At 38.8% G+C, this 25,994-nt stretch carries 30 protein-coding genes; all 30 read right to left on the bottom strand.

What is annotated here, in order from left to right:
* The 30 genes from MKY71_RS05075 to hslV all read right to left on the bottom strand — a co-directional run bounded on the left by MKY71_RS05075 (position 1) and on the right by hslV (position 25,990).
* Positions 1–1,140, bottom strand: a complete 1,140-nt coding sequence (locus tag MKY71_RS05075) for a protein-glutamate methylesterase/protein-glutamine glutaminase (RefSeq protein WP_340731783.1) — start codon at positions 1,138–1,140, stop codon at positions 1–3.
* The gene (locus MKY71_RS05070) at positions 1,141–2,019 is read right to left on the bottom strand and encodes a MinD/ParA family protein (protein WP_340731782.1); all 879 of its coding nucleotides are present in this window, start codon (positions 2,017–2,019) and stop codon (positions 1,141–1,143) included. It abuts the gene before it with no gap.
* Complete coding sequence (gene flhF / locus MKY71_RS05065; protein ID WP_340731781.1) at positions 2,003–3,193, bottom strand: flagellar biosynthesis protein FlhF; 1,191 nt, start codon at positions 3,191–3,193, stop codon at positions 2,003–2,005. The genes MKY71_RS05070 and flhF overlap by 17 nt, the downstream gene beginning before the upstream one ends.
* Entirely contained in the window at positions 3,190–5,223 is a 2,034-nt protein-coding gene (gene flhA / locus MKY71_RS05060; RefSeq protein ID WP_340731780.1) for a flagellar biosynthesis protein FlhA, read from the bottom strand. The genes flhF and flhA overlap by 4 nt, the downstream gene beginning before the upstream one ends.
* 23 nt (positions 5,224–5,246) lie before the next feature.
* Positions 5,247–6,341 carry a flagellar biosynthesis protein FlhB gene (gene flhB / locus MKY71_RS05055; protein WP_340731779.1) on the bottom strand — a complete coding sequence of 365 codons (1,095 nt, stop codon included), beginning with the start codon at positions 6,339–6,341 and terminating at the stop codon, positions 5,247–5,249.
* A 1-nt stretch (position 6,342) separates the two neighbouring features.
* Complete coding sequence (fliR, locus tag MKY71_RS05050) at positions 6,343–7,119, bottom strand: flagellar biosynthetic protein FliR (protein ID WP_340731778.1); 777 nt, start codon at positions 7,117–7,119, stop codon at positions 6,343–6,345.
* A 4-nt stretch (positions 7,120–7,123) separates the two neighbouring features.
* Entirely contained in the window at positions 7,124–7,393 is a 270-nt protein-coding gene (gene fliQ / locus MKY71_RS05045) for a flagellar biosynthesis protein FliQ (protein WP_008403270.1), read from the bottom strand.
* A 13-nt stretch (positions 7,394–7,406) separates the two neighbouring features.
* A complete protein-coding gene (fliP, locus tag MKY71_RS05040; RefSeq protein ID WP_339175562.1) occupies positions 7,407–8,072 on the bottom strand; it encodes a flagellar type III secretion system pore protein FliP in 666 nt (221 codons plus the stop codon).
* On the bottom strand, positions 8,069–8,752 hold the full coding sequence (locus MKY71_RS05035) for a flagellar biosynthetic protein FliO (protein ID WP_340731777.1): 684 nt from the start codon (positions 8,750–8,752) through the stop codon (positions 8,069–8,071). Before MKY71_RS05035 ends, fliP begins: the two co-directional genes overlap by 4 nt.
* 4 nt (positions 8,753–8,756) lie before the next feature.
* Positions 8,757–9,119, bottom strand: a complete 363-nt coding sequence (locus MKY71_RS05030; RefSeq protein ID WP_339198168.1) for a response regulator — start codon at positions 9,117–9,119, stop codon at positions 8,757–8,759.
* A gap of 22 nt (positions 9,120–9,141) precedes the next feature.
* On the bottom strand, positions 9,142–10,401 hold the full coding sequence (fliY, locus tag MKY71_RS05025) for a flagellar motor switch phosphatase FliY (protein WP_340731776.1): 1,260 nt from the start codon (positions 10,399–10,401) through the stop codon (positions 9,142–9,144).
* Positions 10,394–11,389: a flagellar motor switch protein FliM gene (gene fliM / locus MKY71_RS05020; RefSeq protein ID WP_340731775.1), complete on the bottom strand. Its 996-nt coding sequence runs from the start codon at positions 11,387–11,389 to the stop codon at positions 10,394–10,396. Before fliM ends, fliY begins: the two co-directional genes overlap by 8 nt.
* Positions 11,390–11,431: 42 nt before the next feature.
* Positions 11,432–11,857, bottom strand: coding sequence for a flagellar basal body-associated protein FliL (gene fliL, locus MKY71_RS05015; RefSeq protein WP_340731774.1), 426 nt, complete (start codon positions 11,855–11,857; stop codon positions 11,432–11,434).
* Positions 11,847–12,068, bottom strand: a complete 222-nt coding sequence (locus tag MKY71_RS05010; RefSeq protein WP_339198160.1) for a flagellar FlbD family protein — start codon at positions 12,066–12,068, stop codon at positions 11,847–11,849. Before MKY71_RS05010 ends, fliL begins: the two co-directional genes overlap by 11 nt.
* Positions 12,069–12,151: 83 nt before the next feature.
* The gene (locus tag MKY71_RS05005) at positions 12,152–13,132 is read right to left on the bottom strand and encodes a flagellar hook-basal body complex protein (protein WP_339198158.1); all 981 of its coding nucleotides are present in this window, start codon (positions 13,130–13,132) and stop codon (positions 12,152–12,154) included.
* 97 nt (positions 13,133–13,229) lie between these two features.
* Positions 13,230–13,604 (bottom strand): TIGR02530 family flagellar biosynthesis protein, encoded by a 375-nt coding sequence (locus MKY71_RS05000; protein ID WP_340731773.1) that lies wholly within the window; start codon positions 13,602–13,604, stop codon positions 13,230–13,232.
* A 12-nt stretch (positions 13,605–13,616) separates the two neighbouring features.
* A complete protein-coding gene (gene flgD, locus MKY71_RS04995) occupies positions 13,617–14,312 on the bottom strand; it encodes a flagellar hook assembly protein FlgD (protein WP_340731772.1) in 696 nt (231 codons plus the stop codon).
* Entirely contained in the window at positions 14,313–15,557 is a 1,245-nt protein-coding gene (locus MKY71_RS04990; RefSeq protein WP_340731771.1) for a flagellar hook-length control protein FliK, read from the bottom strand. It lies immediately after the preceding gene.
* A gap of 26 nt (positions 15,558–15,583) precedes the next feature.
* Complete coding sequence (locus MKY71_RS04985; protein ID WP_340731770.1) at positions 15,584–16,198, bottom strand: MotE family protein; 615 nt, start codon at positions 16,196–16,198, stop codon at positions 15,584–15,586.
* 4 nt (positions 16,199–16,202) lie between these two features.
* The gene (gene fliJ, locus MKY71_RS04980; RefSeq protein WP_340731769.1) at positions 16,203–16,649 is read right to left on the bottom strand and encodes a flagellar export protein FliJ; all 447 of its coding nucleotides are present in this window, start codon (positions 16,647–16,649) and stop codon (positions 16,203–16,205) included.
* Positions 16,650–16,651: 2 nt separating this feature from the next.
* Positions 16,652–17,977: a flagellar protein export ATPase FliI gene (fliI, locus tag MKY71_RS04975; RefSeq protein WP_340731768.1), complete on the bottom strand. Its 1,326-nt coding sequence runs from the start codon at positions 17,975–17,977 to the stop codon at positions 16,652–16,654.
* 5 nt (positions 17,978–17,982) lie between these two features.
* Positions 17,983–18,780, bottom strand: coding sequence for a flagellar assembly protein FliH (gene fliH / locus MKY71_RS04970; protein ID WP_340731767.1), 798 nt, complete (start codon positions 18,778–18,780; stop codon positions 17,983–17,985).
* Positions 18,773–19,786, bottom strand: a complete 1,014-nt coding sequence (gene fliG / locus MKY71_RS04965; protein WP_339198140.1) for a flagellar motor switch protein FliG — start codon at positions 19,784–19,786, stop codon at positions 18,773–18,775. Before fliG ends, fliH begins: the two co-directional genes overlap by 8 nt.
* A 14-nt stretch (positions 19,787–19,800) precedes the next feature.
* Positions 19,801–21,396 (bottom strand): flagellar basal-body MS-ring/collar protein FliF, encoded by a 1,596-nt coding sequence (gene fliF / locus MKY71_RS04960; RefSeq protein ID WP_340731766.1) that lies wholly within the window; start codon positions 21,394–21,396, stop codon positions 19,801–19,803.
* Positions 21,397–21,453: 57 nt separating this feature from the next.
* A complete protein-coding gene (gene fliE / locus MKY71_RS04955; protein WP_339175545.1) occupies positions 21,454–21,762 on the bottom strand; it encodes a flagellar hook-basal body complex protein FliE in 309 nt (102 codons plus the stop codon).
* Positions 21,763–21,769: 7 nt separating this feature from the next.
* Positions 21,770–22,234, bottom strand: coding sequence for a flagellar basal body rod protein FlgC (flgC, locus tag MKY71_RS04950; RefSeq protein ID WP_340731765.1), 465 nt, complete (start codon positions 22,232–22,234; stop codon positions 21,770–21,772).
* Between the two features lie 2 nt (positions 22,235–22,236).
* Complete coding sequence (gene flgB, locus MKY71_RS04945) at positions 22,237–22,629, bottom strand: flagellar basal body rod protein FlgB (RefSeq protein WP_339198131.1); 393 nt, start codon at positions 22,627–22,629, stop codon at positions 22,237–22,239.
* A 564-nt stretch (positions 22,630–23,193) separates the two neighbouring features.
* The gene (gene codY, locus MKY71_RS04940; RefSeq protein WP_339175541.1) at positions 23,194–23,973 is read right to left on the bottom strand and encodes a GTP-sensing pleiotropic transcriptional regulator CodY; all 780 of its coding nucleotides are present in this window, start codon (positions 23,971–23,973) and stop codon (positions 23,194–23,196) included.
* Positions 23,974–24,056: 83 nt separating this feature from the next.
* Positions 24,057–25,448 carry an ATP-dependent protease ATPase subunit HslU gene (hslU, locus tag MKY71_RS04935; RefSeq protein WP_339198127.1) on the bottom strand — a complete coding sequence of 464 codons (1,392 nt, stop codon included), beginning with the start codon at positions 25,446–25,448 and terminating at the stop codon, positions 24,057–24,059.
* Complete coding sequence (gene hslV, locus MKY71_RS04930) at positions 25,448–25,990, bottom strand: ATP-dependent protease subunit HslV (protein ID WP_340731764.1); 543 nt, start codon at positions 25,988–25,990, stop codon at positions 25,448–25,450. The genes hslU and hslV overlap by 1 nt, the downstream gene beginning before the upstream one ends.
* Positions 25,991–25,994 lie beyond the last annotated feature (4 nt).

Raw genomic sequence — 25,994 nt, 5'->3', positions numbered from 1 at the left:
TTAAGGCATATATTTCATAATTGTTTTGGCAATATCATCAACATCCGCCACTTCATCTACAAGCTGCGTTTCCACGGCAGCTTTCGGCATTCCATATACGATACATGTTTCTGCTGACTCGGCAATAGCCATGACATTACCTGTTTTTTTGAGCGACACTAGACCTTTTGACCCATCATAGCCCATTCCGGTCATTATGACGGCAATTTTATCAAACTCTGAATACTGGCTGACTTCTTCAAACATGACATCTACAGATGGGCGATGGCCTGCTCTTGGCGGTTCATGATCATCGAGTACGACAGCGAATGACGACCCGACTTTTCTTAATTTAAGATGGTAGCCACCCGGCGCAATATAGGCAGTCCCTTTTTGCAAAAGGTCACCCTGTTCTGCTTCTTTTACATGAATTTCACTTAATTGATCCAATCTTGCTGCCAATGATTTTGTAAAACCGGCAGGCATATGCTGCACAATTAAAATCGGTGCAGCCACATTTGCTGGAATTTTTGTAATTACTTCCTGTAAAGCTCTTGGGCCACCAGTTGAAGTTCCGATTAAAATGATTTTCTTCGAAGTTTTGCTCCACTCCGTTTTTTTAATCGGCACATCAATCTGAACATTGGGCTTTGTCATACTTTTTAGTTTTGGTTCTTCATTGTTTAAAAGATGATGAGGAACCTGACTTGCAATAGTCGATTTATTGAAAGGTTTTCTCAGTTTCGAAACCGTTACTTTAGAAGCTCCTTCCACTTTTCGTACAAGTTCATCCTTAATTTTATGTAAATCCAATGAAATGGAGCCGCTTGGTTTTGCAACAAAATCTACTGCACCGTATTCCATTGCCATTAATGTATTTTCTGCTCCGCGCTTTGTCGTGCTGGAAAGCATGATTACAGGTAATGGACACTTCTGCATAATTTCTTTTAACGCTTCCATCCCATTCATTTCCGGCATTTCCACATCCATTGTCACGACATCGGGCTTCAGCTGCTCAATCTTTTTAATGGCGTCTTTCCCATTACGTGCTGCCCCGATGACTTCAATATTCGGATGATCCGAAAAAAAATCGCTTATTAGCTTCCGCATAAAGGCGGAATCATCAACAACTAGCAGTTTAGTTTTCTGTAAGTTGCTCATTTACTCACGCCCTCTCGAAAAGATGTTTTTTAATTTTGCTATAAATTTCATAGACTCTTTCGTAGCATGCACTTCTTTCAATTCGGCCTGCGTTGTTAAAAATTGATCAACAATTTTTAACATTGTTTTAGAAACCGGGGCATCAGGATACACGAGTGTAAATAACGCTTGCTGACGTACTGCTTGACGCACGACAGGATCTTCCGGCAGTGATCCTAAAACCGTTACTTCTTTCTCCAAAAAACGCTGCATCACTGTTTTAAGGCGTTGTGTCGTATCTTGCCCTTCTTCGACTGTATACGCCCGATTGCCTAACAGATAAAATTTCTTTATCGGATCTCTCATATGAATAAATTTCATCATAGAATAAGCATCCATAATGGACGTCGGTTCCGCCGTAGAAATAACAATAATTTCTTCGATAGATGTTAATAGATCTAGAGACCAATCAACAACACCCGCTCCCATATCAAATAAAACAAAATCATAGTCTTTCTGTAATGTTTCAAATGCCGAAACAAGACGGGCAAAAACATCAGGAGACCATTCCATTAAAGACGACATTCCGGAACCGCCGGAAATATAGCTTACCCCTTCATTCGTTTCACAAAGAACTTCTTCAAGCGGTACTTGTCCATCCAGATAATCCTTCAAATTGTATTTGGCAGAGCTTCCTATGAGAATGTGGACATTTCCCATACCGATATCCATATCTAATATAACTACTTTTTTCCCTTTTTTTGATAATAGAGTCGCGAAGTTTGTCGTAAAATTACTTTTACCTACACCGCCTTTTCCACTAACAACAGCAATTGACCGCCCTGACCTATGTTCGCTTCCAAGCATTTTCTGTCGTAACTTTTCAGCTTGATCTTTCATCCGAGTTCTCCTTGAAGAAAAGTTCTAGTAAATTATCACTATTTGGCTGTTCGATATCTTCTGGTACTTCTTGACCATTCGTATAATAAGCTAGTCCTTTATTATATTTAATCATTAAATTAAACATAGTGCCAATAGAATTTGTTTCATCAAGCTTCGTAAAGATAAATTTTTCAATATGCATGTTCGAAAATTGTTCAATAATTGATTCTAAGTCTTTTTGCTTAGACGTTAAAGATAAAACGAGGTAAGATTCTACTTGTTCACTAAATTGTATTAATGACTTTAAATCTTCTACATATTTCGCTTCTTTATAGTTTCTTCCGGCCGTATCTATAAAAATTAAATCCAAATGGTCAAACTTTTTAATCGCTTCTGCATAATCTGTTGCATTATAAACAACTTCCACAGGTGCCTGCAGTAACGCGGCATACGTCTTCAATTGTTCAATCGCGGCGATACGGTATGTGTCCGTCGTAATAAAACCGATTTTCTTTTTCTTTTCAAGGACTGCACGTGCTGCCATTTTCGCTATCGTTGTCGTTTTCCCAACTCCTGTTGGTCCTAGCACATTAATGTATTTTTTCTCATATGAAATTCCGCTGATCGGCAAGTCATACAATTCTTTTCTTAAATAGTCCTTGGCAACTTCCTGCATATCGGTCCATGTGATTTGTTGGCCTTGGCCGTTATAATACATAAAAAGCTCATCACTGATTTTTGTGATAAGCTCCTCTCCAAGTTCCTGCTCACGTAGAAAGTCGATAAATGATAAGAGTTCATCAGGATATTGAGATTGTGTCGACATACGCTGCATCGATTGCATCATTGATTTTAAATCAGCAATCTCTTTTGCCAGGCTTTCAGGCATGACGCCAGCATCGTCTTGCGGAACTTTTTTGTGCGTTTCCATAGACGAAGCTGTTTCGGTAATCCCTTCCCCTTTCAATTGCGGTGCAAATGTCGGCATGTCTTCAAAAGACGGTAATGAAGGTTTCTTTTCCACCTGGTCATAACCTGCCACGACTTCATAGCTTTTATTTTTTACTAATCCAAAAAACTTTTTCGTCACGACGACCTTTGAATTCAGAATAACCGCATCTTCCCCTAAATCGGCGCGAATTAGTTTCATCGCCTCAGCAATGGAAGGTGCATTGTATTTTTTCATCTTCATTCTACATTCACCACCCCTACACTTTGAATTTCAACAGCTGCATCCAATTCGTTATACGAAAGAATCGGTACTTGCGGGAAATAACGTTCTGTTAATTGTCTAACATACAGGCGCACAGCAGGCGAACATAAAATAATTGGCGACTGCTCCGTATAGGAAACACGCTCCACTTCTTTTGCAATAGCTTCCAAAACAAATTGCGACTGCTGTGGATCCATTGCCAAATAGTTACCGTGGTCTGTTTGCTGAATGCTGTCAGCCACAAGTTTTTCCACTTTTGCCGATACTGTAATTACTTTTAGTGCCTGTTGGCCGTTAATGAATTGTGATGTTATTTGTCTAGCCAATGCCTGTCTCACATATTCTGTTAAAATATCAGGATCGCTAGTAAGCTTTGCATAATCTGCTAAAGTTTCAAAAATAATCGGCAAATTCCGTATTGAGACATTTTCACGCAATAGCTTTGCCAATACTTTTTGGACTTCCCCTATCGACAATGGTGTCGGAATTAAATCGTCCACTAAAATCGCATGGGTTTCGCGTAAATGATCGATCAATTGCTTTGTCTCTTGACGACCAAGCAGATCGTGGGCATTTGCACGGATAATTTCGGTTAAATGTGTAGAAACAACACTTGGCGGATCGACTACTGTATAACCGAACATTTCGGCATCCTCTTTTACTGCTTCTGTAATCCATTTTGCAGGCAATCCAAATGACGGCTCGATTGTATCAATACCATCGATTGAATTATCATCCCCTGGACTCATTGCCAAATAATGATCAAGCAGTAATTCGCCTCTTGCCATTTCATTTCCCTTAATTTTAATTCGGTACTCATTTGGCTGAAGCTGGATATTGTCGCGGATTCGGACAATCGGTATAACAATTCCGAGCTCCAATGCAAGCTGACGGCGGATCATAACTACGCGGTCCAATAAATCCCCACCTTGGGCCGCATCCACTAACGGAATCAATCCGTACCCAAACTCGAATTCGATTGGATCTACATTCAATAGATTAATAACATTTTCCGGACTTTTCATCGTATCAGAAGCAACTTCCTCTTCGAATTCCATAATCTCTTCCGGTGTTTCCTCTTTTTTGCGATCCATCAAGAACGCGCCAGTCGCTAATGCTATCGCAATCGGAATGGTAATCCAGTCCGGAATCGGTGTGAATAATCCAAGCAGAAGAATTGTACCTGCAGCGACATAAAGGAGTTTTGATTGAGCAAATAATTGTGCTGTAATATCTGAACCAAGATTTCCTTTAGAAGCGGCACGTGTTACAACAATCCCTGTTGCAGTGGAAATTAGTAATGCCGGGATTTGCGATACTAGTCCATCACCGACTGTCAGCATTGAATACTTCGATGCCGCTTCACCGAAACTCAGCTCCATCTGAACCATACCGATTATCATACCGAACAGTAAGTTAATGCCGACCATAATGATAGAGGCAATCGCATCCCCTTTAACGAATTTCGTCGCACCATCCATCGCTCCATAAAAGTCTGCTTCTCCGGATACTTTTTCACGACGTTCGCGCGCTTCCTTTTCCGAAATCATTCCGGCGTTTAAATCTGCATCGATACTCATTTGCTTACCAGGCATCGCATCCAAAGTAAAACGTGCAGCAACTTCCGCAACACGCTCCGAACCTTTTGTAATAACGATGAACTGGATAATAACTAATAATAGGAAAATAACTAAACCTACTAAAATATTACCGCCTGTTACGAAATTACCAAATGTCTCTACTACTTTACCTGCGTCACCTTCCGCTAAAATCGCACGTGTCGTAGATACAGACAATGCCAGACGGAATAACGTTAATAATAGAATGACAGTTGGGAATATCGAGAAATCGAGCGCTTCCTTCATATTCATTGAAGTTAATAACACGAGCAGCGCAAATGTAATATTTATAATAATTAAAAAACTGAGTAGCCAATGTGGAAGAGGGATAATGAGCATCGCTACAACCATGATCACTGCAGCTAAAACCCCTATGTCGCGTATTTGCATTGTTGTCCCTCCTGAAATCTATGTCAAATTTTGCGTTTAATCCGGTATACATATGCAAGAACTTCGGCAACTGCTTTGAAAAACTCTTCCGGTACAGCCTGTCCGATTTCAACCTGGTCATACATCGCACGGGCAAGCGGACGATTTTCTACCATAATGACATCATGTTCTTTTGCAATAAGTTTAATCTTCTGTGCAACAAAATCGGTGCCTTTTGCAACAACTTTTGGCGCATCCATCATATCTTCATCGTATTTTAGCGCAATGGCGAAATGGGTCGGGTTTGTGATGACCACATCTGCAGCAGGTACATCCTGCATCATTCTGCGCATTGCCATTTCACGTTGACGCTGTTTAATTTTCGACTTGATCAGCGGGTCGCCCTCTGCATTTTTATGTTCATCTTTAAGATCCTGTTTTGACATCTTTAATTGCTTTTCATATTCATACCGTTCATAAATATAGTCAAACAATGCAATGAATACGAGCATAATCGATGCAGCAATTCCCATGATGGCCGACAAGTATGCTACGGTGGCCAAAATTTGCGCTGGACTATGTAAAGCAAGCGACAATACATCTTCTAAATAGACAATAATGACAACAGTTGTCACAGTCCCGATCAACGTAACTTTCAATAATGATTTAATTAAGTTGACGATTGCTCTAACAGAAATTATCTTTTTGATCCCTTTGATCGGATCCATTTTTTTTAAATCTATTTTTAATGTTTCTGTTGTAAAAAGTAAGCCAAACTGAAAAAAGTTAGCTCCAATACCTGCAATAATGGCAATGACCATAATCGGCAGAACGATAATAGCCATTTCTTTAATGGATTCAACATACATATCCATTACGGTTTCAGCGTTCAGCGTTTCAATTAACATATTGCGGTTAAGTGCTTGCAGTAAAAAACCTCTCATTCCTTCGTACATGAATGGCGCAAAGAAAAGTAAAAAGAAAAATGACAATAACAGTAATACGGCGGCAGTGACGTCCTGACTTTTTAATACTTGTCCTTTTTTTCGTGAATCCTGACGTTTTTTCGGTGTTGCTTTTTCCGTTTTTTCACCAGCAAAAAACTGTAGGTCAACGTTGATCAATAATTTTATGTCCATGTTAGCCACCACCTAAAATAACCATTAAGTCACGTAAAGAAATAATCATAAATTCAATTAGCTCCTTCATAACTCCTACTAATACAGCCATTGTCACCATCAATACAAGAAACCCTACTACAATTTTGATCGGGAATCCGATTACAAATATATTCATTTGCGGCACCGTTTTCCCTGTAATTCCTAACGCTAACGTTACTAAAAATAATGTTGCAACTATTGGAGCTGACATTTGAAATGCAATGGCAAAAACAGAAACAAATATTTTTATAATAAACAATGCGGTCCCTTCTTCACCGAAATTCGGGAAAAACTGGTCCATCGGCATAAACTGATAACTATAAAAAATCCCATCTAAAATTAGATGATGACCGTTAATTGAAAGCAATACTAAAAGCATTAAAAAGTTTAAAAACTGACCCATTAACGGCGACTGTGCGCCTGTTTGCGGATCAATAATATTCGCCATCGCAAAACCCATCTGGAAATCGATAAATCCCCCGGCTATTTGAACAGCGGAAACGATAATCATTGCTGCCAATCCCAGCATAAGACCGATAATGGCTTCTTTTAAAACGAGCAGCAAGTAGAAAGCATTAATTTCAAACGGTTCAATATTAAACGTATAATACATCATCCATGCTAAAGCGACTGCCAAAATTATGCGCACTTGCTGTGGTATTGTACGATATGAAAATAAAGGGACGGAGACAAAAAATGCAGAAACACGTACTAAAATTAATAGCAGTATTGATAAATTCGGTAGTAATTCCGTCATCTTCTCACCCAATATACCGAACTAGGTTATTTAAAATGTCATGAAAGTAGTCCGTCATTTTGCTGATCATGAACGGACCAAAAAAAATAATCGCCACTAATACCGCTACGATTTTAGGTACGAACGCCAATGTCTGTTCTTGAATGGAAGTTGTTGCCTGAAAAATACTGACTATTAAACCGCTGATAAGTGCGATTAATAGTAAAGGTCCCGAAACTATCAATATCGTGAATACTGCATTTTCTGCAATTGCAATGACCATTTCCTGTGTCACTTTATATCATCCCCTAAAAACTTTGAAGTAAAGATTTCATCACTAAATACCAACCATCGACGAGTACAAACAATAAGATTTTAAATGGCAGTGAAATCATTACTGGAGGCAGCATCATCATCCCCATTGACATCAGTGTACTTGCGACTACCATATCAATAACTAAAAACGGAATGAAAATCATAAAGCCCATTTGAAAAGCTGTTTTAATTTCACTTAACGCAAATGCGGGTACGAGCAGCGTCATCGGAATTTCCTCAATCGAATCCGGATACTCTGCCTGATTATATTCGATAAAAAGTTCTAAATCCTTTTGCCTTGTATGCTGAGACATAAATTGTTTGAACGGAATCGTCGCACGTTCATATGCCTCTTCCAAATTAATTTCTTCATCGAAGAGTGGCTGTAATGCCTGCTCGTTTACTTGCTGTAAGGTAGGAGCCATAATAAAGAATGTCAGAAACAGTGCCAACCCGATAATTACCTGGTTAGGGGGCATCTGGTTCGTGGCAAGGGCTGTCCTAGTAAATGACAGAACGATAACGATACGCGCAAATGACGTCATTAAGATTAATAGACTCGGCGCTAAAGATAGAACAGTTAACAGGAATAATAGTGTAACTGATGTGGAAACATTTCCCGGATCACTTTCAGAAAACACGGAAAGAAGTTCGTTCATCGATCATCACGCTCCTGTTCCTTCCAACGCTCAAGTTCATCGCGACGTTGCTGCTTGATTTTGCCGATTTTTTCATTGAACATGTCATTGAATTTAGGGCTTTCCGAAATATCCTGATGGCGTTTTTTTTGTGAAAATCTATTAATTAACTGAGCAATATATGGTGAAGTATTCACCATGCTCTGTTTATTTTCAATTTGATTTAATAAATGGTCGATTTCTTCTTCGGATTCGATTTCCTTCAGAAGCTGAATGTTATCGCCGACACCAACTACATAAACTCGTTTACCAATTAGTAATAATTGTACAGACTTTTGCTGTCCTAAAGACAATCCACCGATATTTTTTATAACGGCGTTTTGTTGATAGTTAAAGTTACGCTTGTTTAAATACTTTAAAATGAACAATAATAGCCCAATAACAAAGACAAGTGCTATTAATACTTTCAGATATTCCCAAAATCCAACACTAACGGATGCCGAGTCAGTTTGTTCTGCGTCGACATCCGGAGTACTCTGATCTGAATTTTTCTCTTCTGAACATACTTCAGGGTTTTCATTACAGTTTTCGTATACGTTACTTACCATCGCAAAAGTTCCATTTGAGATTGGTGCAAATAATGCCGTCATCAATACAATTCCAACAGCGATCCAAAATCGAAATGATTTTTTTGCTTTCATCAGATCAACCTAAAGCTTTTTGAATCGCTTCGATTACGCGATCTGCTTGGAAAGGCTTTACGATAAAGTCTTTTGCACCTGCTTGAATCGCATCGATGACCATAGCTTGTTGGCCCATTGCTGAACACATAATCACTACCGCATTTGGATCCGTGCCTTTAATTTCTTTTAATGCTGCAATACCATCCATTTCAGGCATTGTAATATCCATTGTTACTAAATCCGGACGTAATTCATTGTACTTTTCAACCGCCTGAATTCCATCAGCAGCTTCTCCTACTACTTCAAAACCATTCTTTGTTAAAATGTCCTTGATCATCATGCGCATGAATGCTGCATCGTCAACAATTAAAATCCTTTTAGACATAATCTGATTCCTCCAATTAAAACTATCTTATATTGTTCAAGCGATCTGCCTGACTTAAAATATCTGTGATGCGAACACCGAAGTTCTCATCAATTACTACAACTTCGCCTTTAGCGATTAAACGACTGTTTACTAAAATATCCACAGGTTCACCTGCAAGCTTATCCAACTCAATAATCGAACCGCTTGATAGTTCAAGTATTTCTTTGACTGAACGGTTTGTACGTCCAAGCTCAACAGTTACTTGTAATGGAATGTCAAGCAACATATTTAAGTTGCGAGACTCAGCTTGTGTAATATTTGCCGATTCAAAGCTTGCGAATTGAGCTTGCTGTACATTTGCCGGTGGTGGTGTATAAGCAGGCTGTTGGTAAACTGGCTGCGGCTGCTCATATACAGGTTGCTGTTGCTGGTACGCTTGCTGCTGCACCGGTTGCTCATATACAGATTGTTGTTGCGCTGGCTGCTGAGCTGGTTGTTCAAATATTGAAGGCTGTCCTCCAGTCGGTTGTTGCATTGGCTGTTGTTGTGGCGGCTGAACTGGCGCCGGCTCAACTGTAGTTGTTGCAGCAGTAAGAGGTTCGTCAGTTTCTCCCATTAATGACTTTACTATTTTTTTACTAAACTTTAAAGGGAGTAATTGCATTAAATTTGAATCTATCAATTCTCCAATACGTAATCTAAACGAAATTTTCACTAATAATTCATCAACTGGTATATTATCTGTACCCTCATTTTGTGAAATATTTAGTAAGTCAATTGTCGGTGGAGAAATATCAACCTTTTGGTTAAACACAGTTGACATGGAAGTCGCTGCTGAACCCATCATCTGATTCATCGCTTCCTGAACAGCACTTAACTGGATTTCACTTAGTTCAGGTCTAGGATTTATACCATCGCCACCAAGCATTAAATCAGCAATAATCGCTGCATCCGATTGTTTGATAACAAGAAGGTTCATTCCTGAAAGACCCGTTGTATACTCTACTTGAACTGCAACATACGGATGCGGAAATTCCTGTTCCAAGCGATTCCGGTTTATCATAGAGATACTAGGTGTTGTAATATCAACTTTTTGACCTAATAAAGCGGATAATGCAGTTGCCGAACTGCCGAAAGAGATATTACCTACCTCACCTAATGCATCTATTTCTATTGGATTTAAGTGATCCTCAACTTTAATTTCTTCTTCAGGACTATCAGTATTAGCAGATAAATCCTCCAGCGTTTCGCCCCTTAATAGAGCCTCAATTTCTTCTTGGGAGAGCATATCATCACTCATCTTCGTCTCCTCCTTTCACAGGGTCGATAATTTGTATAGCCATTTTATTATTGAGTTTTCCTGGCTGTACTGTAAATTTTGGCAAACTGCCTACTTTCAGAGTTAATGGATTTTCAATTTTTTGATTTAAAGGAATGACATCACCGATAGCCATCGTCAGGAAATCTTCAATTGTAATATCAGTTGAACCTAACTCTGCAATGATCGGCAGTTGTGCCTGTTTTACACGAGATTCAAGCATTTTTGTTTGTTCCGGTGAAATTGCTTTCGTATTTGTCTGCATCCAATAGCGAACAGATAAATTCGGGACGATCGGTTCCAGTACGACATGTGGAATACAAATATTAATCATTCCTGTCGTTTCCCCGATAACTGTATTGAACGAAATAACAACAACCGTTTCATTTGGTGAAATCATTTGTAAAAACTGAGGATTTACCTCCAGTTCCACAAGCATCGGATCAATTTCAGCAACGTTATCCCATGCCTCACGCAAATTATCAAAAGAACGTTCAAATAAATTTGTCATAATTTTGGTTTCAATTTCCGTTAGATTGTCAATATTACTATGACTTTCACCCGCTCCACCCATCAGTCGATCCAACATAGAATAGGCAATGTTCGGATTGATTTCCATTAAAATATTGCCATCCAAAGGAGGAACTTCAAATACATTAATCAATGTCATATTTGGGATTGAACGAACAAATTCTTCAAACGGAATCTGATCCACAGATGCAACCGTTATTTGGACGTAGCTTCTTAACTGTGCGGAAAAGAATGTTGTTAACAGTCGCGCAAAGTTTTCATGTATACGGGTCAAACTTCGGATTTGGTCTTTTGAGAAGCGCAGAGCCCGCTTAAAGTCATATACTTTTACTTTTCGTGTTTCATCTTCTTTTTTTATGTCTTCTGCAGACATCTCTCCGGTTGATATCGCTGATAAAAGCGCATCAATTTCGGATTGCGACATTATATCTCCTGCCATTTGCCCACCTCCATTTCAAAAATTAAAATTGTTTAGTACTGATTACTGAAGTACGTATGAAGTAATATACACTTGCGTAACTTCCCCTTCTTGCATTACCTCATTTAATTGAGATTTAATTGCATCCTGGAATGTAATTTTCCCTTGCTTGCCTTCTAAAGCTGTCTCTTCCATTTCTGAAAGTTCTTGAATTACGATATTCTTCACTTGGAAATCACGTTTAAACAATTCTTCTCCTGCTTTTTTATCTGAAGCCTGAATTTTTAAAGTCATCCGGACAAAACTTCCATCTGCCAAGTTTGTCGTAATCTCAGGAATATCTACTGATGACTCGATAATTTCATCAATCGTTGGTCCATCCGGCTTCTCTTTGTCCATCTGTGTCAATAACACAACTACAATAACACCGAATAAAGTAATCGTCACTAATATAATTAGCATAATTGTCAATAATTTATTATTCTTCATCTTCTTCACCTCTAAGATGCGGGTTCGATAAAACTTGGACATGCTGATAGAATGTCTTCACTTTTTCCCGTACCTGTTTTTCAGTCTCTAACACAATGAATTTACGTCCAGTCGTCAGCGTAATTTGGGTGTCCGGAAATGCTTCAACTGTTTCTATGTATAAAGCATTTAAAGTAAATGCTTTACCATTAAGGCGAGTCACCTCAATCATTGAAATAGGGCCGGACCTGCAGTTGAGAGCCGGCCCGCCCCCCTTCTATAATGAATTTTCAATGAATTTCTACTATATTAAGACTATCGTTTTAAATTTACAAGCTCTTGTAATATTTCATCAGAAGTTGTAATTATTCGAGAGTTCGCCTGGAAACCACGTTGTGCAACAATCATTTCCGTGAATTCTTCCGAAAGATCTACGTTAGACATTTCCATGAAGCCGGAGTTAATTGAACCCAAGCCATCCACCGTACCAAAATGTGCATAAGCTTCACCAGAGTTTTGTGTAACTTGGAAATAGTTTGACCCAGTTTTTTCTAAGCCACTTGCATTTGGGAATTTAGATAAAATCAAAGTACCTGCATATTGTAATTTACCAGCCGCGTCTACAAATGAAATAGTTCCATCTTGAGATATACTCATAGATTGAGCAGTAGTTGGGATACGGATAGGATTTGTGCCATCTGGTAAAGCACCCGCTTCTAACAAGTTTGCACCTGCTTCAATATCTCCCACCGTATCAGCTTTTTCATCATCAAAGTTAGAAAGCCATCCTTCCGGGTCATCAATTGAATCGTATTCAGCAATATTTTCATTCGCAAATCCTACTAAATATTTCCCGTCTCCATTTACTAAATACCCATTTTTGTCCATATAGAAGTTACCAGCACGTGTATAGGCAGTATTTGTCAAGCCTGTAACCTCATCAACTGCACCATCTAGTCCTTCATTCACCTCTACAGAGTCTGCCACCATAAAGAATCCATCACCTGAAATTGCTAAATCCAGTGTACGACCTGTCGTTTGCATAGAGCCTGCATTATGAATTGTATCAATCGCTGCTAACTGAGACCCTAAACCTACTTGAATTGCATTCGTACCACCGCGTGTTGCTGATGGACCTGAAGCACCTGATTGTGTTTGCGAAATTAAATCTTTAAAAATTGTTCTTTCTTTTTTGTAGCCGTACGTATTAACATTCGCAATATTATTCCCAATAACGTCTAATTTTGTCTGAAAGTTTTTTAAGCCTGAAATACCTGAATACATTGAACGTAACATGAAATGTCGTTCTCCCTTCGTTTCTCAAATCTGTTTTTTAGTTCAGTCGTATCGATCATTCAACGACTGTAGGCATCCTTACTTCTGAAGGTCCGGCCTATAAAAGGATTGTTCCATCAATATTGGTAAATAGTTGCTGTTTTGCTTCATTACGATCCAATGCCGTAATAACCGTCGCATTTTTTGCACTTACAATTAAGGCTGCCTGTTCTAACAGGACTAACGGCTGCTTCACACCTTTATTTTTCGCCTCAAACACTTTTTCGGAAATTTGCTGCCATTCACGATCGGATATGGAAATATTCCGTTCATTCAACCGTTCTGACGCATGTTTGCTTATTTTTAATTCATCGCCGGTCGCCTGTTTTAAATGGTCCATGAAGGACTGCTTTGATACTTGCTCAGTATTTTGCTTTATTAGCGGCTTTATCGGTGGGTGGTAAGGGATCTGTTGAAGATTGACTCTGTTCATCAGCCCCACCTCTTATTCTGTTACATCTTCATTTTGTGTTGTTTGAGAACTCACTGTAAATTGGTCTTTCGTTAAACGGGAACCATCATTTAAAATGTATTCGATATTCACATTATTTGTTTTAATCGCTTCAATAATTGCCTCAATGACTTGGTCACCATTTGTATACTGAACTGTCTGTCCGATCAGCTGGCTTGCTTCCGCTAATGGATTACCTGCTGGAACTGCCGGCTCTGAAGTACTCGTACTACCAATAATTGACGAAATATTGCCTGGTTTAATTTCCTTGCCGTCAGACAGTACAAAAACACCTTCACCATCTACAAACTTTAATTCCTGAATTGCGCCAGTTCCCTCGTTATAGATTGGCAAGTTATTTGCATCCACTTTATCTGTAATTTCATGCCACTTCACTTCTTTGCCGACAAAAGTTGAATAGTTCATTAATTGTGACTGTTGCTGTGATTCAAGTAAATTTTCCAACGCCTTTGTCATATTTTGCATTTGCTCAAGCGAAGAAAACTGGGCCATCTGTGCAATAAATTCCTTATCATCCATCGGGCTTGTCGGATCCTGGTTTTGCAATTGTGTAATTAATATTTTTAAAAATGCATCTTTTCCAAGCGCCCCGTTATCTTGTTTATCGGTTATTTTGAAATTCGCATTATTTGCCTGTAAATAAAAATCATTTGAAATTGAGTTTGCCACTTATTCTACCTCCTCACTTAATAGATCTTTAAATGAAACATTTTCTTCTTCTGATGTATCTTCGTTATTGTCCCGCTCTTCTTCATCATTTTTGCGGAAGAAGTTATTAAAGAAGTTTTGATCACGCGCATTTCGATCCGCATCCTGTAAAGACTGGGCAACATCGATTCGTTCCATTTGAATATTTTGAGAGACAAAACCGGCTTTTAATTGGTTAATATTATTTTCCAGTAATTCTTTCCCTATCGCTGTTGTTGCCAATAATCGTGCTGTCATGACCCCGTCTTTTTGAACTAATTCAATTCGAATTTGACCAAGGTTTTCCGGGAACAGTTTCAGGAATAATTTCATATTTCCTGGCTGACCTGAAAGCTGGCTGCGATTAACTAAGTTTTGAATTTCTTTTATTAATGCATCCGACTGTGCCGGCTTTTCTGCAGGTAATGTAACGGTCACTGTTTTAGTCTGTGTTACTTGCTGCTGTATATGGCCCGTTGTTTGCGTATCCGTTTCAACTTTTACAGTCGTCTGTTGGGTTTGAGCAGTCTGTCCTTGCTGTACTACTTGTTGGAAAGTCGATGTTTTCGTAGTGCTCTGCTCTGTTCCCGCTAACTTTTGAGTTTCATTCGCCAATGCCAGCAATGCATCTTTTAAGCTGTTTAACTGGACTTCCTGTCGATAGACCGTATCGACTTTACTTCCGGCTAGTTGAGCTAACTTTAATAGCTGGACAAGTTGCTTTAATTCTTTTGGTTGTACATTGTTTTGCTCAGGCTTTTCAATAACTGCTAGTACTTCACTTAAAATTTGTGGCGCTTGCTCGATCAGGGACCAAATATCCGTTATATCTTGTTTTGCATCACCTAATAACTTTTGAACAATTTCGTCCAACTCCGTTTTAGTTATTCCTAATATTTCTGTAAGGTTATCCACAGTCATTAAATCATCTATTGCGATTGGCGTACTTTCTTCACCTATTAAGGCAAATAGCCCCGACTCATCCACCTCAACACCTAATTGTTCAAGTAAACTTTCCAGTGAGCTTTCCTCTAAAATCCCGGCAACACTTTCGGCTAGCGGCGTTTCTGACATTTCCGTTTGCTTAGTGGCTGGAGCAGATGATTTTGTGATCATCGAATTAAACACACTTCCAAATCCTTTAGCGTCTGGATTGGCTGTTTTCACCGTGTTCGGTTGTAAATCCTGCTTCGGCATTTTTACCGTTTGTAACATTGCTATATTCATTTACTACACCTCCCTCCATTCAAGGACTATTGCTGTGATAAAAGCTCTGTAAAGCGTGCTGCATCTGCAGGCTCCATTTTTGCGAAAATAGCTGACAATGTATCGGGTTTCATTTCCGACATAATACGCACACTTTCTGTGTCACTCATTTCAACTAATATAGGTGCCGCTTTTCTTGCAGACATTTTTTCGAAAGTAGACAAAATTTCTTTGAACTCTTTTTTCGACTCTTCCTGATCTCGCTGAAGTTTCTCAATTTCAAACATTAATCGTTCCTGCTCAATTAGAAGTTCTTCCTTTTCAGTCGCTGATGCATCGATTTGTGATTGGAGCTGTGAAATTTGCGCTTCTTTTTCTTGAATTTCCGCTTGCAGCTCCACAACTTTTTGTTCACTTAATGTGCTGTTTTCTACTACTCCCTCTTTTTCATCAGAGCTGATAAATGGAATCTTATCAATCGCCTCATCTGCCATTTTAAACACGTTATATTCCGTCATTGTTGTAATAACCAATAAAATTGCGATGAGAAACATGAACGGGATTAAAAATAGGTAGAAAAACTTTTTGAAAAAACTTGGAGATTGGCTTTCCAATTCCATTTCTTCCACTTGTTCCATCGTATTTTTTATTTTTTTTGCCACGGAATCACCTGATTTCCTTCTTGTAATACGCAATTGTGGAAAGCTCATCCAGCTGAATTGCTTCTATATGAAGTTGATCTTCCAAGAATCTTTCTTGATCTCTTTCACGCATTTTTTCATATTTACGTACTTCCAAACTTTTTTCCAATAATTTTTCCTCATACCAATTCATCTTGGCCCGTGCCTGCATTACTTTTTGCTGTGCATCTTCTATTGTTTTTTCCATACTATCGATAAATTTTGAATAATGGTTGATTTCATCGATCGAAGAACCAACTTTTAAACGTTCCTGCTGATATTCGATCAAATCTTCCTTTTTCTTTAACAGGTCATAAAGCTTTGTAGCAATTTCTTCAAATACTTGCACCGATTCTTTAAAAGCCAGTTCCGATTGTGTTTTTTCTTGATCTTTAACAATAAGAATTTTTTCGAAGCGATAATTGTATTTCATAGTTAACGGGCACCACCATTCGATAATGCGATAATTTCTTTGACAGTTTGATCGATCGAAACTTTATCTTTATACCCTTGCTTTAAGAATTGTGTAATAAGCGGCTCATACATAATCGCCTCATCAATTTCCTTCGATGTCCCGCGCTTATATGCTCCAATATTAATCAAATCCTCTGATTTAGAGTAGCTGTAGTATAATTCCCGCAAGCGGCTTGCTGCCTGAACATGTTCAGGCTGTGCAATATGATTCATTAGACGACTAACGCTTTTTAATACATTAATTGCCGGATATTGTCCTTTGTTGGCAAGATTCCGGTCCAGTACAATATGACCGTCTAAAATCCCCCGTACTGCATCCGCAATTGGTTCGTTCATATCATCACCGTCTACAAGCACTGTATAAAATGCGGTAATCGTTCCATTAATATTCGTCCCTGACCGTTCCAGCAATGTTGGTAATATTGCAAAAACGGAGGGTGTGTAACCTCTTGTTGCAGGCGGTTCACCAATTGCCAGTCCAACTTCACGCTGTGCCATCGCAACACGTGTTACGGAATCCATCATTAACATCACGTTCTTGCCACGGTCCCTGAAATATTCAGCGATAGCGGTTGCGGTAAATGCCGCTTTAATCCGCATTAATGCAGGCTGGTCACTAGTAGCTGCTACGACAACCGACCGTTGTAAACCTTCCGGACCCAAATCGCGTTCGATAAACTCCCGCACTTCACGTCCACGTTCTCCTACAAGGGCAATCACATTAATATCCGCTTCCGTGTTCCGGGCAATCATCCCAAGCAATGTACTTTTTCCGACACCCGATCCTGCAAATATACCTACACGCTGACCGCTGCCGACCGTTAGCATTCCGTCAATCGCCTTTACCCCTACTTCCAGCTGGTCGTTAATCGGCGGACGGCTTAAAGGATTGGGCGGCTCTTTTTCAGTTGGGACTGTTGTTAATCCTTTTGGCAATGGCTGCCCATCAAACGGGTTGCCCATCGCATCAAGCACTTTCCCGATCAGTTCCGGACCTACTTTCACTTCCAGCGGCGAACCTGTCCCCTCGACAAGACAGCCAATGGAGATTTCCTTCAATGAAGAGTACGGCATTAAAATAACAATTTCATCTTTAAATCCAACTACTTCCGCCAGCATCACCTGCGGTCCATTTTTCGATGTTTGGATATGGATTTTACAAACGTCCCCGATGGAACTTTCAGGACCTTGGGACTCAATCATCAAGCCGACAACTCTCGTCACTCTACCATACTTTTTAAATGTATTAAGATTAGGAATTTGTTCAACTAATTGAGCCATTTTCATCCTTATCATTCCTTACTTTCGATTAGTTCGTATAACTGTCTGCGGAGCTCCTGCAATTGTTCGTCAATTGATATGACGATACGTCCATGATTTGTTTCGATATAGCTTTCTGTATCCAGCAGATCTTCATTGACAAATATCATAAACGGAACATTTACCGGGAACATTTCCGCTAGTTCCTCTTGCTGTTCTGTCACAATCGGATGGTATTTCGGTGATACATATAATTTAACTTCTTTCATTTCACGGGCTTCTTTTAGACCACGTCGCACAATGGATACGAATATTTCATCGTCACGGTCAAGTGATGTATGAATAATGCGTTCTGCAGCTGTTAAAGCAAGATCCAAAAGGATGGACTCCTGTGACTCAATATACGATGCTGCATTTTTTTGCGCATTTGTCATCGTTTCATTGGCCGCATGTATTGACTGTTGCATCGTTGCATTTGCCTTTTGTATGCCATCCTCATATCCTTGCGCAAAAACGACGTCATACGCTTCCTGTTGAAGAACGAGTTTTTCCTCTTCCCATGATTGTTTTAATGCTTCAATTGCCTCAAGCTGCTCTGTTCGGTACTGTTCAAAATGAGCTTTTTGCTGCTCGATTTCATAATTGGCCTGTTCCAGCATTTGCTGACGTTCTGCTTCAATGTCAATCGAGCTTTGCTGGGACAATTCCTCTATGCGTTCATCTTCCGTTTTCCCAAAATGAATCGGCTCGAAGAAATTTTGGAGTTTAATTTCTACAACTGATGACTCTTCGGGTTGCTGTGCATTTGTTGAACGGATGATTTTAGACAATTACATCATCTCCTCCGCCACGTGCGATAATAATTTCACCTGCATCTTCCAAACGTCGGATAATTCCTACAATTCGAGACTGTGCTTCTTCTACATCACGTAAACGAACAGGGCCCATAATATCCATTTCTTCACGGAATGTTTCTGCCATACGTTGAGACATATTGCGGAAAATAATTTCTTTTACTTCTTCTGAAGATACTTTCATCGATAACAACAAGTCTTCGTTTTCACAGTCACGAATAACACGCTGAATTGAACGATTATCGAGTGTAACGATATCTTCAAATACAAACATGCGCTTTTTAATTTCTTCGGCAAGTTCAGGATCTTGAATTTCAAGTGCATCAAGAATTGTTTTCTCTGTTTGACGGTCCACACCATTCAATACTTCCACGACTGCATCTACGCCACCAGTTTCTGTATAGTCCTGTGTTACAGTAGATGATAGTTTTCGCTCTAATACCGATTCAATTTCACTAATAACTTCCGGTGACGTCGATTCCATAATGGCAATACGCTTCGCAATATCCGCTTGTACTTCCTGTGGTAATGAAGATAGAATAACCCCTGCTTGCCCTGGTTCTAAATAAGAGAGAATAAGTGCAATTGTTTGAGGATGTTCATTTTGGATAAAATTGAAAATTTGTGACGGATCTGCTTTTCTGGCAAAATCGAATGGTCTTACTTGTAATGAAGAAGTTAAACGATTTAATATCGCCTGTGCCTGTTCAGAACCCAATGCCTTTTCCAGTACGGTTTTCGCATATCCTATACCACCTTGTGTAATATAGTCCTGCGCGAGTGCTATTTGGTGAAATTCTTCAATAATTTCTTCTTTAACAGTTGACTCCACTCTTTTAACACTAGAAATTTCCAGTGTCAGACGTTCAATTTCCTCTTCACTTAAATGCTTATATACAGAAGCCGAAACTTCCGGTCCTAGAGAAATTAACAGTAAAGCAGCTTTCTGCTTTCCTGATAGGTCTTTATCTTTCTTGGACACAGCGGAACCTCCTATTAATCTTCAGCAATCCAGCTACGCAATAATTTCGCAAAATCTTCAGGCTTATCTTTCGCCATTTTCTCTAATTGCTTGCGGCGTACAGTCGCTTCAGTTTCTTTTTCTTCGGAAATATCTTCTATTTCTATTAACTGCTGCTGTTCTTCTAAAATCTCCAGTTCTTCTTCATCTTGCTTACGTCGACGTGCACGGAGCACATTAACGACAAGTAATATAATTGCAACAACTAATATACCGCCAATTACCCATACCCACCAAGGAATAACCGATTGCGGCTGATCTTCCGCCGAATCATTTCCTTGGAATTGCTGTACAGATACGACGATACGGTTTGCAATATCTTCGTCTGTCAGATTTCCTGCAGCTTCTTGATCAATTGATGTACGAACAATTGTCGATAAAATTTGTTCAATATCTGTACGAACACCTTGATCAAATCCCTCTTCTGCATTTGGAGGGTCTACCATTACTTGAATACCTAAATTGCGGATTTTGTAAGGACTTTCCTGAATCTCACGGCGAATCCGATTTACATCATTGTTAATCGTCTCTTCCACTCGTTCGTAATCGCCGTCACCGTTTGTTCCTTCCACATAATCTACAAAGTTATCTGTTACACTACCAGCTTCAGTTGTACCTTCAGCCGCTCCTGCAGCACCGCCTGAATATGTTTCCGTAATACGTTGAGCACTTATTTCAATACCTTCCATATTTTCCTCATCAACAGGTCGGATTAAATTTTCTTCGCGATTTTCTTTTTTAAAGTCAATATCAGCCGAAACATTTACTACGACTTTATCCTGACCGATTAACGTACCGAGCATTTGCTGCACTTGACGCTGCAAATCACGCTCAATCGTTTTCTTTACTTCCATTTGGCCAGTAACTGAATCGATTCCGTTTCCACCGCTTTCCGCAGATGCGAGATCGTAATACTCAGAATACTGGTTCATGATTGTAATATTTTCTTTAGGTAAATTTGGAATACTCATCGATACTAAATTAAATAATCCTTTAATTTGATCGTCTGAAAATTTGTGCCCAGGTGCTGTATTTAATACAATTGCCGCCTGTGCTTCACCTTTTGCATCTTTAAGGAACACACCTTCTTCAGGTAAAGAAATCATTACACTTGCATCTTTGACACCTTCGAATTTTCGAACTAAATTCGCCAGATCCGTTTCAATCGTCGCTTGCTTAATTACGTTAAATTCATTATCCGTCATCCCAAAGCCTGCATTAGATGTAAAAAAAGACGTGTCAATTTCCCCAGAATCTGGATAACCCTGGGCTGCTAATGACACTTGTAAGTCCTGTACTTGATTTTCCGGCACTAATATTACTGTCCCGCCGTTTGTTACTTCGTACTTTACGCCTTGTGAGGCAAGTACCTCTGTAATTCTCCCTACTTCAGACTGTGACATCTCCGGAAATAACGGAGCCATTGTCGTACGCGTTGAGAAATACGTAATTACCGCTGCAATTGCAATGACAGCTACTAACGCACCGATTAATGCACCTTTTTGGTTTTTGGTGCGACTTTTCCAGAAACCGGTTGAATCGCTTTTAATTTTAGTAAGTCGTTCATTCATTATGAATCCTCCGCTTAAAGTGAATGCCCAACAATTTGTCAGTCGTATTCCAAAATATTACACATTCATACGCATAATTTCTTGATAAGCTTCCACAGCTTTATTCCGAACTTCAATTGTTGTGTTTAAAGTAACACTTGCTTTTTGAGCAGCAATCATTACTTCAAAAAGATCAACATCTCCACCGTTAATTAATTTTTGAGTCATTGTATCTGATGTTTTTTGATGTTCATTGACACTTGCAATCGCTTCTTTTAATGTATCTGCAAATTGTTGCTGGGCATTTGCAGGAGTCAGTTGATTCTGAACATTTACTTCATTCACAGATTGTGCAGGTGACATGAATGTTATTGGATTAATCGCCATTTAAATATCACCCTTTCCCGATTTCTAATGCTTTTGTTAACATGCTCTTATTAGCATTAAAAGCAGTTATATTCGCTTCATAAGAACGGCTGGCCGAAATAAGGTCAACCATTTCCTTTAATACGTCAACATTTGACATTTGAACATAGCCTTCCGCATTTGCATCGGGATGTGATGGATCATAAACTAGTTTAAATGGAGTTTCTGTATCTTCTTTAATAGAACTTACTTTAACACCGTTTCCAGCACCATTTTTTTCCGTTTTCCCAATTGCCATATTTAAAAAGTTTGAAAATTGACCTTGCTGTTCTTTTAAAGTGACAGATTTTTTTCGGTATGGCTCCCATTCTCCATTTACCTGTTTCGCTCTCGTTGTATCAACATTGGCAATATTGGAGGAGATGACATCCATGCGTAAACGCTGTGATGTTAATGCAGAAGCCGTTGTATTCATGCTGTGAAAAATCGACATCACTATCTTCCTCCCTTAACAACATTATTCAATGTTGAAAATTTACTGCTGACACGATCTATAAGCGCATTATAATAAATTGTATTTTCAGCTAACTTTGCTTGTTCAGCATCCATATTTACCGCATTACCATTTGCTCTGCTGCGGAAGTTTTCATTCGAATACACACCGCTGCCCCCAATATTAATCTTGAAATCATAATGTCTCGCATCTGTGCGATATGCAGGAATCGTTGCTTGCTTAGCATCATTTAATACATCTTTGAAGCTTACTTCTTTTGTTTTGTAGTTCGGTGTGTCAACATTCGCTATATTTTGTGCAATTGTTTTATTTTTCAATGTTGCATAAGAAAGTCCTTTTTCAAGGCTACTTATTGTCCCGCCAAATAAATCCAAATTTCTCACCTCGTTCATATTTCGCTAAAATTTGCGCGCCAAAACTCAATAATACAATTGTAATTAGATTAAACCTTAGTGTCTATCGACTTTAGACCCTTTCGAATAGTCTTTAAGAACTATTTTAACTTGTAAAAAATAACAGTTAACTATATATTAAACCGAATATTTTTCGACATTGCCCTTTATCAGTCATTTTTGGCCTATCTAAACATTTTTACTATCAAAAAGTTATTATACTAATCTTAAGTCGTAATTATTAGCATCCTGAAATACTATTTATTTCCTTAAACATCATACATTAAATCCCTTTATATTAGTATTCATATACTTACATTTCATAAATTTGTAACAAATCGTTTGTCATATGAATTTTATCATCATTTAGGTATAAAAGATATTTATTTTTTCAGAACAATAACGACGATATACCTAATTATACATTCAAATTCAAAAAATTTCTCGTTTAGTGTATTTTTATTCGACATTTTTCCGCATTTCCTTAATAAAAAAAATTAAAAAAAAGCAAGGAGGAATGTCCTCCTTGCTTTACCTGAATGTCTCTTACTTCATTTTAATTTCTGCTAATGCGTTCAGGAACTTATCGTTTAATACTTTAATATATGTTCCTTTCATACCTAAAGAACGCGATTCAATAACACCGGCAGATTCTAGTTTACGTAATGCGTTTACGATAACTGAACGTGTAATCCCTACGCGGTCAGCGATTTTAGAAGCAACTAGTAATCCTTCATTGCCATCTAACTCTTCAAAAATATGCTCGATTGCTTCAAGCTCAGAATAAGATAATGAATTGATCGCCATTTGAACTACCGCTTTAGAACGTGCTTCTTCTTCAATCTCTTCTGATTTTTCACGTAAGATTTCCATACCTACTACTGTTGCACCGTATTCAGCTAAAATTAAATCGTCATCTTCAAACTGATCGCTGATACGCGCTAACATTAATGTACCTAAACGCTCACCGCCACCGATAATCGGTACAATTGTCGTTAAACCAGATGCAAATAGATCTTTATTTTCAATTGGGAATGCAGTGTGTTCATTGTTAATATCTAAATTTGAAGAAGTTTCAGTAATATTGAATAAGTTTTGTGTATATTCTTCAGGGAATTGGCGCTGTTCAAACATTTTCTTAATACGCTCATTCTCGATTTGTTGGTGAATTGAAATACCAAGTAATTTACCTTTACGGCTTACGATAAATACATTACTTTCGATAATATCGCCTAAAGTATTTGCCATTTCTTTAAAGTTAACTGGTTTACCAGCAGATGCTTGTAACAATGCATTGATTTTTCGTGTTTTTGTTAATAAATTCATTTCTGTTTCCTCCTACGGAACGTTTTAATTCACTTAATATTCTAAAGGTTTTTACAATTTAAAGATACTAATTCAACTTATACTTAAAGAATAAATTGCGATAAATCTTTGTTTTTTACTATATTCGACAATTTTTGATCGACATAGTTTGGTGTAATGTCGATATGAGCCGGAGCGATTTCCGAAGCTTCAAAAGAAAGTTCCTCAAGCAAACGCTCTAAAATCGTGTGCAGTCGGCGTGCACCGATGTTATCTGTCTCCTGGTTTACTTCCGTCGCAATTTCCGCAATTCGTTCAATCGCTTCATCTGTAAAGTTCAGCGTAACACCTTCTGTTTCAAGCAATGCTTTATATTGCAATATTAACGATTGGTCCGGTTCTTTCAAAATACGAACAAAATCGTCTTTCGTTAATTTTTCAAGTTCAACACGAATCGGGAATCGTCCCTGCAATTCCGGAATAAGATCGCTCGGTTTTGATATATGGAAAGCTCCTGCTGCAATAAAGAGCATATAGTCCGTTTTTACAGTGCCGTATTTTGTCGTAACTGTGGACCCTTCCACAATTGGTAATATGTCACGCTGAACGCCTTCACGTGATACTTCTGCCGAAGATGAACCTTTGCTTGCAATTTTATCGATTTCATCAATAAAAATAATGCCCGCCTGTTCTGCACGCTGAATTGCTTCACTTGACAACGCATCTGTATCGATCAGCTTATTGGCTTCTTCCTGTGTTAATAAACGACGCGCATCCTTCACTTGGACTTTGCGTTTTTTTGTCTTTTTCGGCATTAAATTAGATAGCATATCCTGCATACCATTTGCATTATCCATATTCATACCAGGCATTGCATCAAATAGTGATGGCGCATTTTCTGTTACTTCGATAGTTACCCATTGTTCTTCTAACTTTCCGTCTTTTAAATCCTGGGCTATTTGCGCACGTCGTGTACGAATTTCCGGTTCATCCTGGTTTGATGTTTCTTCCTGAGATGAATCTTTTTGACCGAATAGCATTTCAAAAGGATTTTGCGTAAGCTTTTCCTTCACTTTTGAAGGTACAAGTAATTTAACGAGTACATCATTTGCATTCCGTTCCGCCTGATCCTTTACCTTTTCGAACATTTCGTCCTTCACTAGACGACGTGATGCTTCTACCAGATCGCGTACCATTGACTCGACATCACGACCAACATAGCCAACTTCCGTGAACTTTGTCGCTTCGACTTTAATAAACGGAGCATTCGTCAGTTTTGCGATTCTGCGGGCAATTTCTGTTTTACCTACCCCAGTAGGCCCAATCATTAAAATATTTTTCGGAATTACTTCTGTTTTTAATTCTTCGCTTAATAAAGAGCGGCGGTACCGGTTACGCAGCGCAACTGCAACTGCACGTTTCGCTGTTTCCTGGCCAACAATATGACGGTTTAATTGTTCCGTAATTTGTCTTGGTGTTAAATTGATCGCAGTCATTACAATACCTCCAAGATAATATTATGGTTTGTAAACACACAAATATCCGCAGCGGTCGTCAGCGCAGCCTCTGCGATTTCTTTTGCCGATAAATGATCGCCCGCATGTTTTTTTAATGCTCTTCCAGCTGACAATGCGTAATTCCCACCTGAACCTATTGCTAAAATACCATCGTCCGGTTCAATTACTTCACCTGTCCCTGAAACTAGAAGCAATGTTGATTTATCCATAACAAGCAGCATCGCTTCCAATTGACGGAGCATTTTATCACCGCGCCATTGCTTTGCTACTTCTACTGCTGCTCTTTGCAGGTTACCATTATATTCATTCAGTTTTGCCTCAAACATTTCGAATAATGTAAAAGCATCCGCAACAGACCCTGCGAAACCTGCCAATACTTTCCCATTAAACAGACGTCTGACCTTACGTGCCGTATGCTTCATTACAACTGTATTTCCCAATGTTACCTGACCATCCCCGGCCATTGCACATTCACCATTGTGGTGAACAGCGAAAATCGTTGTCGCATGAATTTGACCCATTCTT

The organism is Solibacillus sp. FSL W7-1324, from assembly GCF_038008025.1.
In the GTDB taxonomy this organism is placed as follows: domain Bacteria; phylum Bacillota; class Bacilli; order Bacillales_A; family Planococcaceae; genus Solibacillus.
Note: the sequence above shows the minus strand (reverse complement) of the source record. Positions and strands in the feature narration are given on the sequence as shown.

Coding starts and splice junctions, on each gene's coding strand:
- MKY71_RS05075 (WP_340731783.1), bottom strand. CDS start 1,140: ATGAGCAACTTACAGAAAACTAAACTGCTAGTTGTTGATGATTCCGCC.
- MKY71_RS05070 (WP_340731782.1), bottom strand. CDS start 2,019: ATGAAAGATCAAGCTGAAAAGTTACGACAGAAAATGCTTGGAAGCGAA.
- flhF (WP_340731781.1), bottom strand. CDS start 3,193: ATGAAGATGAAAAAATACAATGCACCTTCCATTGCTGAGGCGATGAAA.
- flhA (WP_340731780.1), bottom strand. CDS start 5,223: ATGCAAATACGCGACATAGGGGTTTTAGCTGCAGTGATCATGGTTGTA.
- flhB (WP_340731779.1), bottom strand. CDS start 6,341: ATGGACATAAAATTATTGATCAACGTTGACCTACAGTTTTTTGCTGGT.
- fliR (WP_340731778.1), bottom strand. CDS start 7,119: ATGACGGAATTACTACCGAATTTATCAATACTGCTATTAATTTTAGTA.
- fliP (WP_339175562.1), bottom strand. CDS start 8,072: ATGAACGAACTTCTTTCCGTGTTTTCTGAAAGTGATCCGGGAAATGTT.
- MKY71_RS05035 (WP_340731777.1), bottom strand. CDS start 8,752: ATGAAAGCAAAAAAATCATTTCGATTTTGGATCGCTGTTGGAATTGTA.
- MKY71_RS05030 (WP_339198168.1), bottom strand. CDS start 9,119: ATGTCTAAAAGGATTTTAATTGTTGACGATGCAGCATTCATGCGCATG.
- fliY (WP_340731776.1), bottom strand. CDS start 10,401: ATGAGTGATGATATGCTCTCCCAAGAAGAAATTGAGGCTCTATTAAGG.
- fliM (WP_340731775.1), bottom strand. CDS start 11,389: ATGGCAGGAGATATAATGTCGCAATCCGAAATTGATGCGCTTTTATCA.
- fliL (WP_340731774.1), bottom strand. CDS start 11,857: ATGAAGAATAATAAATTATTGACAATTATGCTAATTATATTAGTGACG.
- MKY71_RS05010 (WP_339198160.1), bottom strand. CDS start 12,068: ATGATTGAGGTGACTCGCCTTAATGGTAAAGCATTTACTTTAAATGCT.
- MKY71_RS05005 (WP_339198158.1), bottom strand. CDS start 13,132: ATGTTACGTTCAATGTATTCAGGTATTTCAGGCTTAAAAAACTTTCAG.
- MKY71_RS05000 (WP_340731773.1), bottom strand. CDS start 13,604: ATGAACAGAGTCAATCTTCAACAGATCCCTTACCACCCACCGATAAAG.
- MKY71_RS04990 (WP_340731771.1), bottom strand. CDS start 15,557: ATGAATATAGCAATGTTACAAACGGTAAAAATGCCGAAGCAGGATTTA.
- fliJ (WP_340731769.1), bottom strand. CDS start 16,649: ATGAAATACAATTATCGCTTCGAAAAAATTCTTATTGTTAAAGATCAA.
- fliI (WP_340731768.1), bottom strand. CDS start 17,977: ATGAAAATGGCTCAATTAGTTGAACAAATTCCTAATCTTAATACATTT.
- fliF (WP_340731766.1), bottom strand. CDS start 21,396: ATGAATGAACGACTTACTAAAATTAAAAGCGATTCAACCGGTTTCTGG.
- fliE (WP_339175545.1), bottom strand. CDS start 21,762: ATGGCGATTAATCCAATAACATTCATGTCACCTGCACAATCTGTGAAT.
- flgC (WP_340731765.1), bottom strand. CDS start 22,234: ATGTCGATTTTTCACAGCATGAATACAACGGCTTCTGCATTAACATCA.
- codY (WP_339175541.1), bottom strand. CDS start 23,973: ATGAATTTATTAACAAAAACACGAAAAATCAATGCATTGTTACAAGCA.
- hslU (WP_339198127.1), bottom strand. CDS start 25,448: ATGACTGCGATCAATTTAACACCAAGACAAATTACGGAACAATTAAAC.
- hslV (WP_340731764.1), bottom strand. CDS start 25,990: ATGGGTCAAATTCATGCGACAACGATTTTCGCTGTTCACCACAATGGT.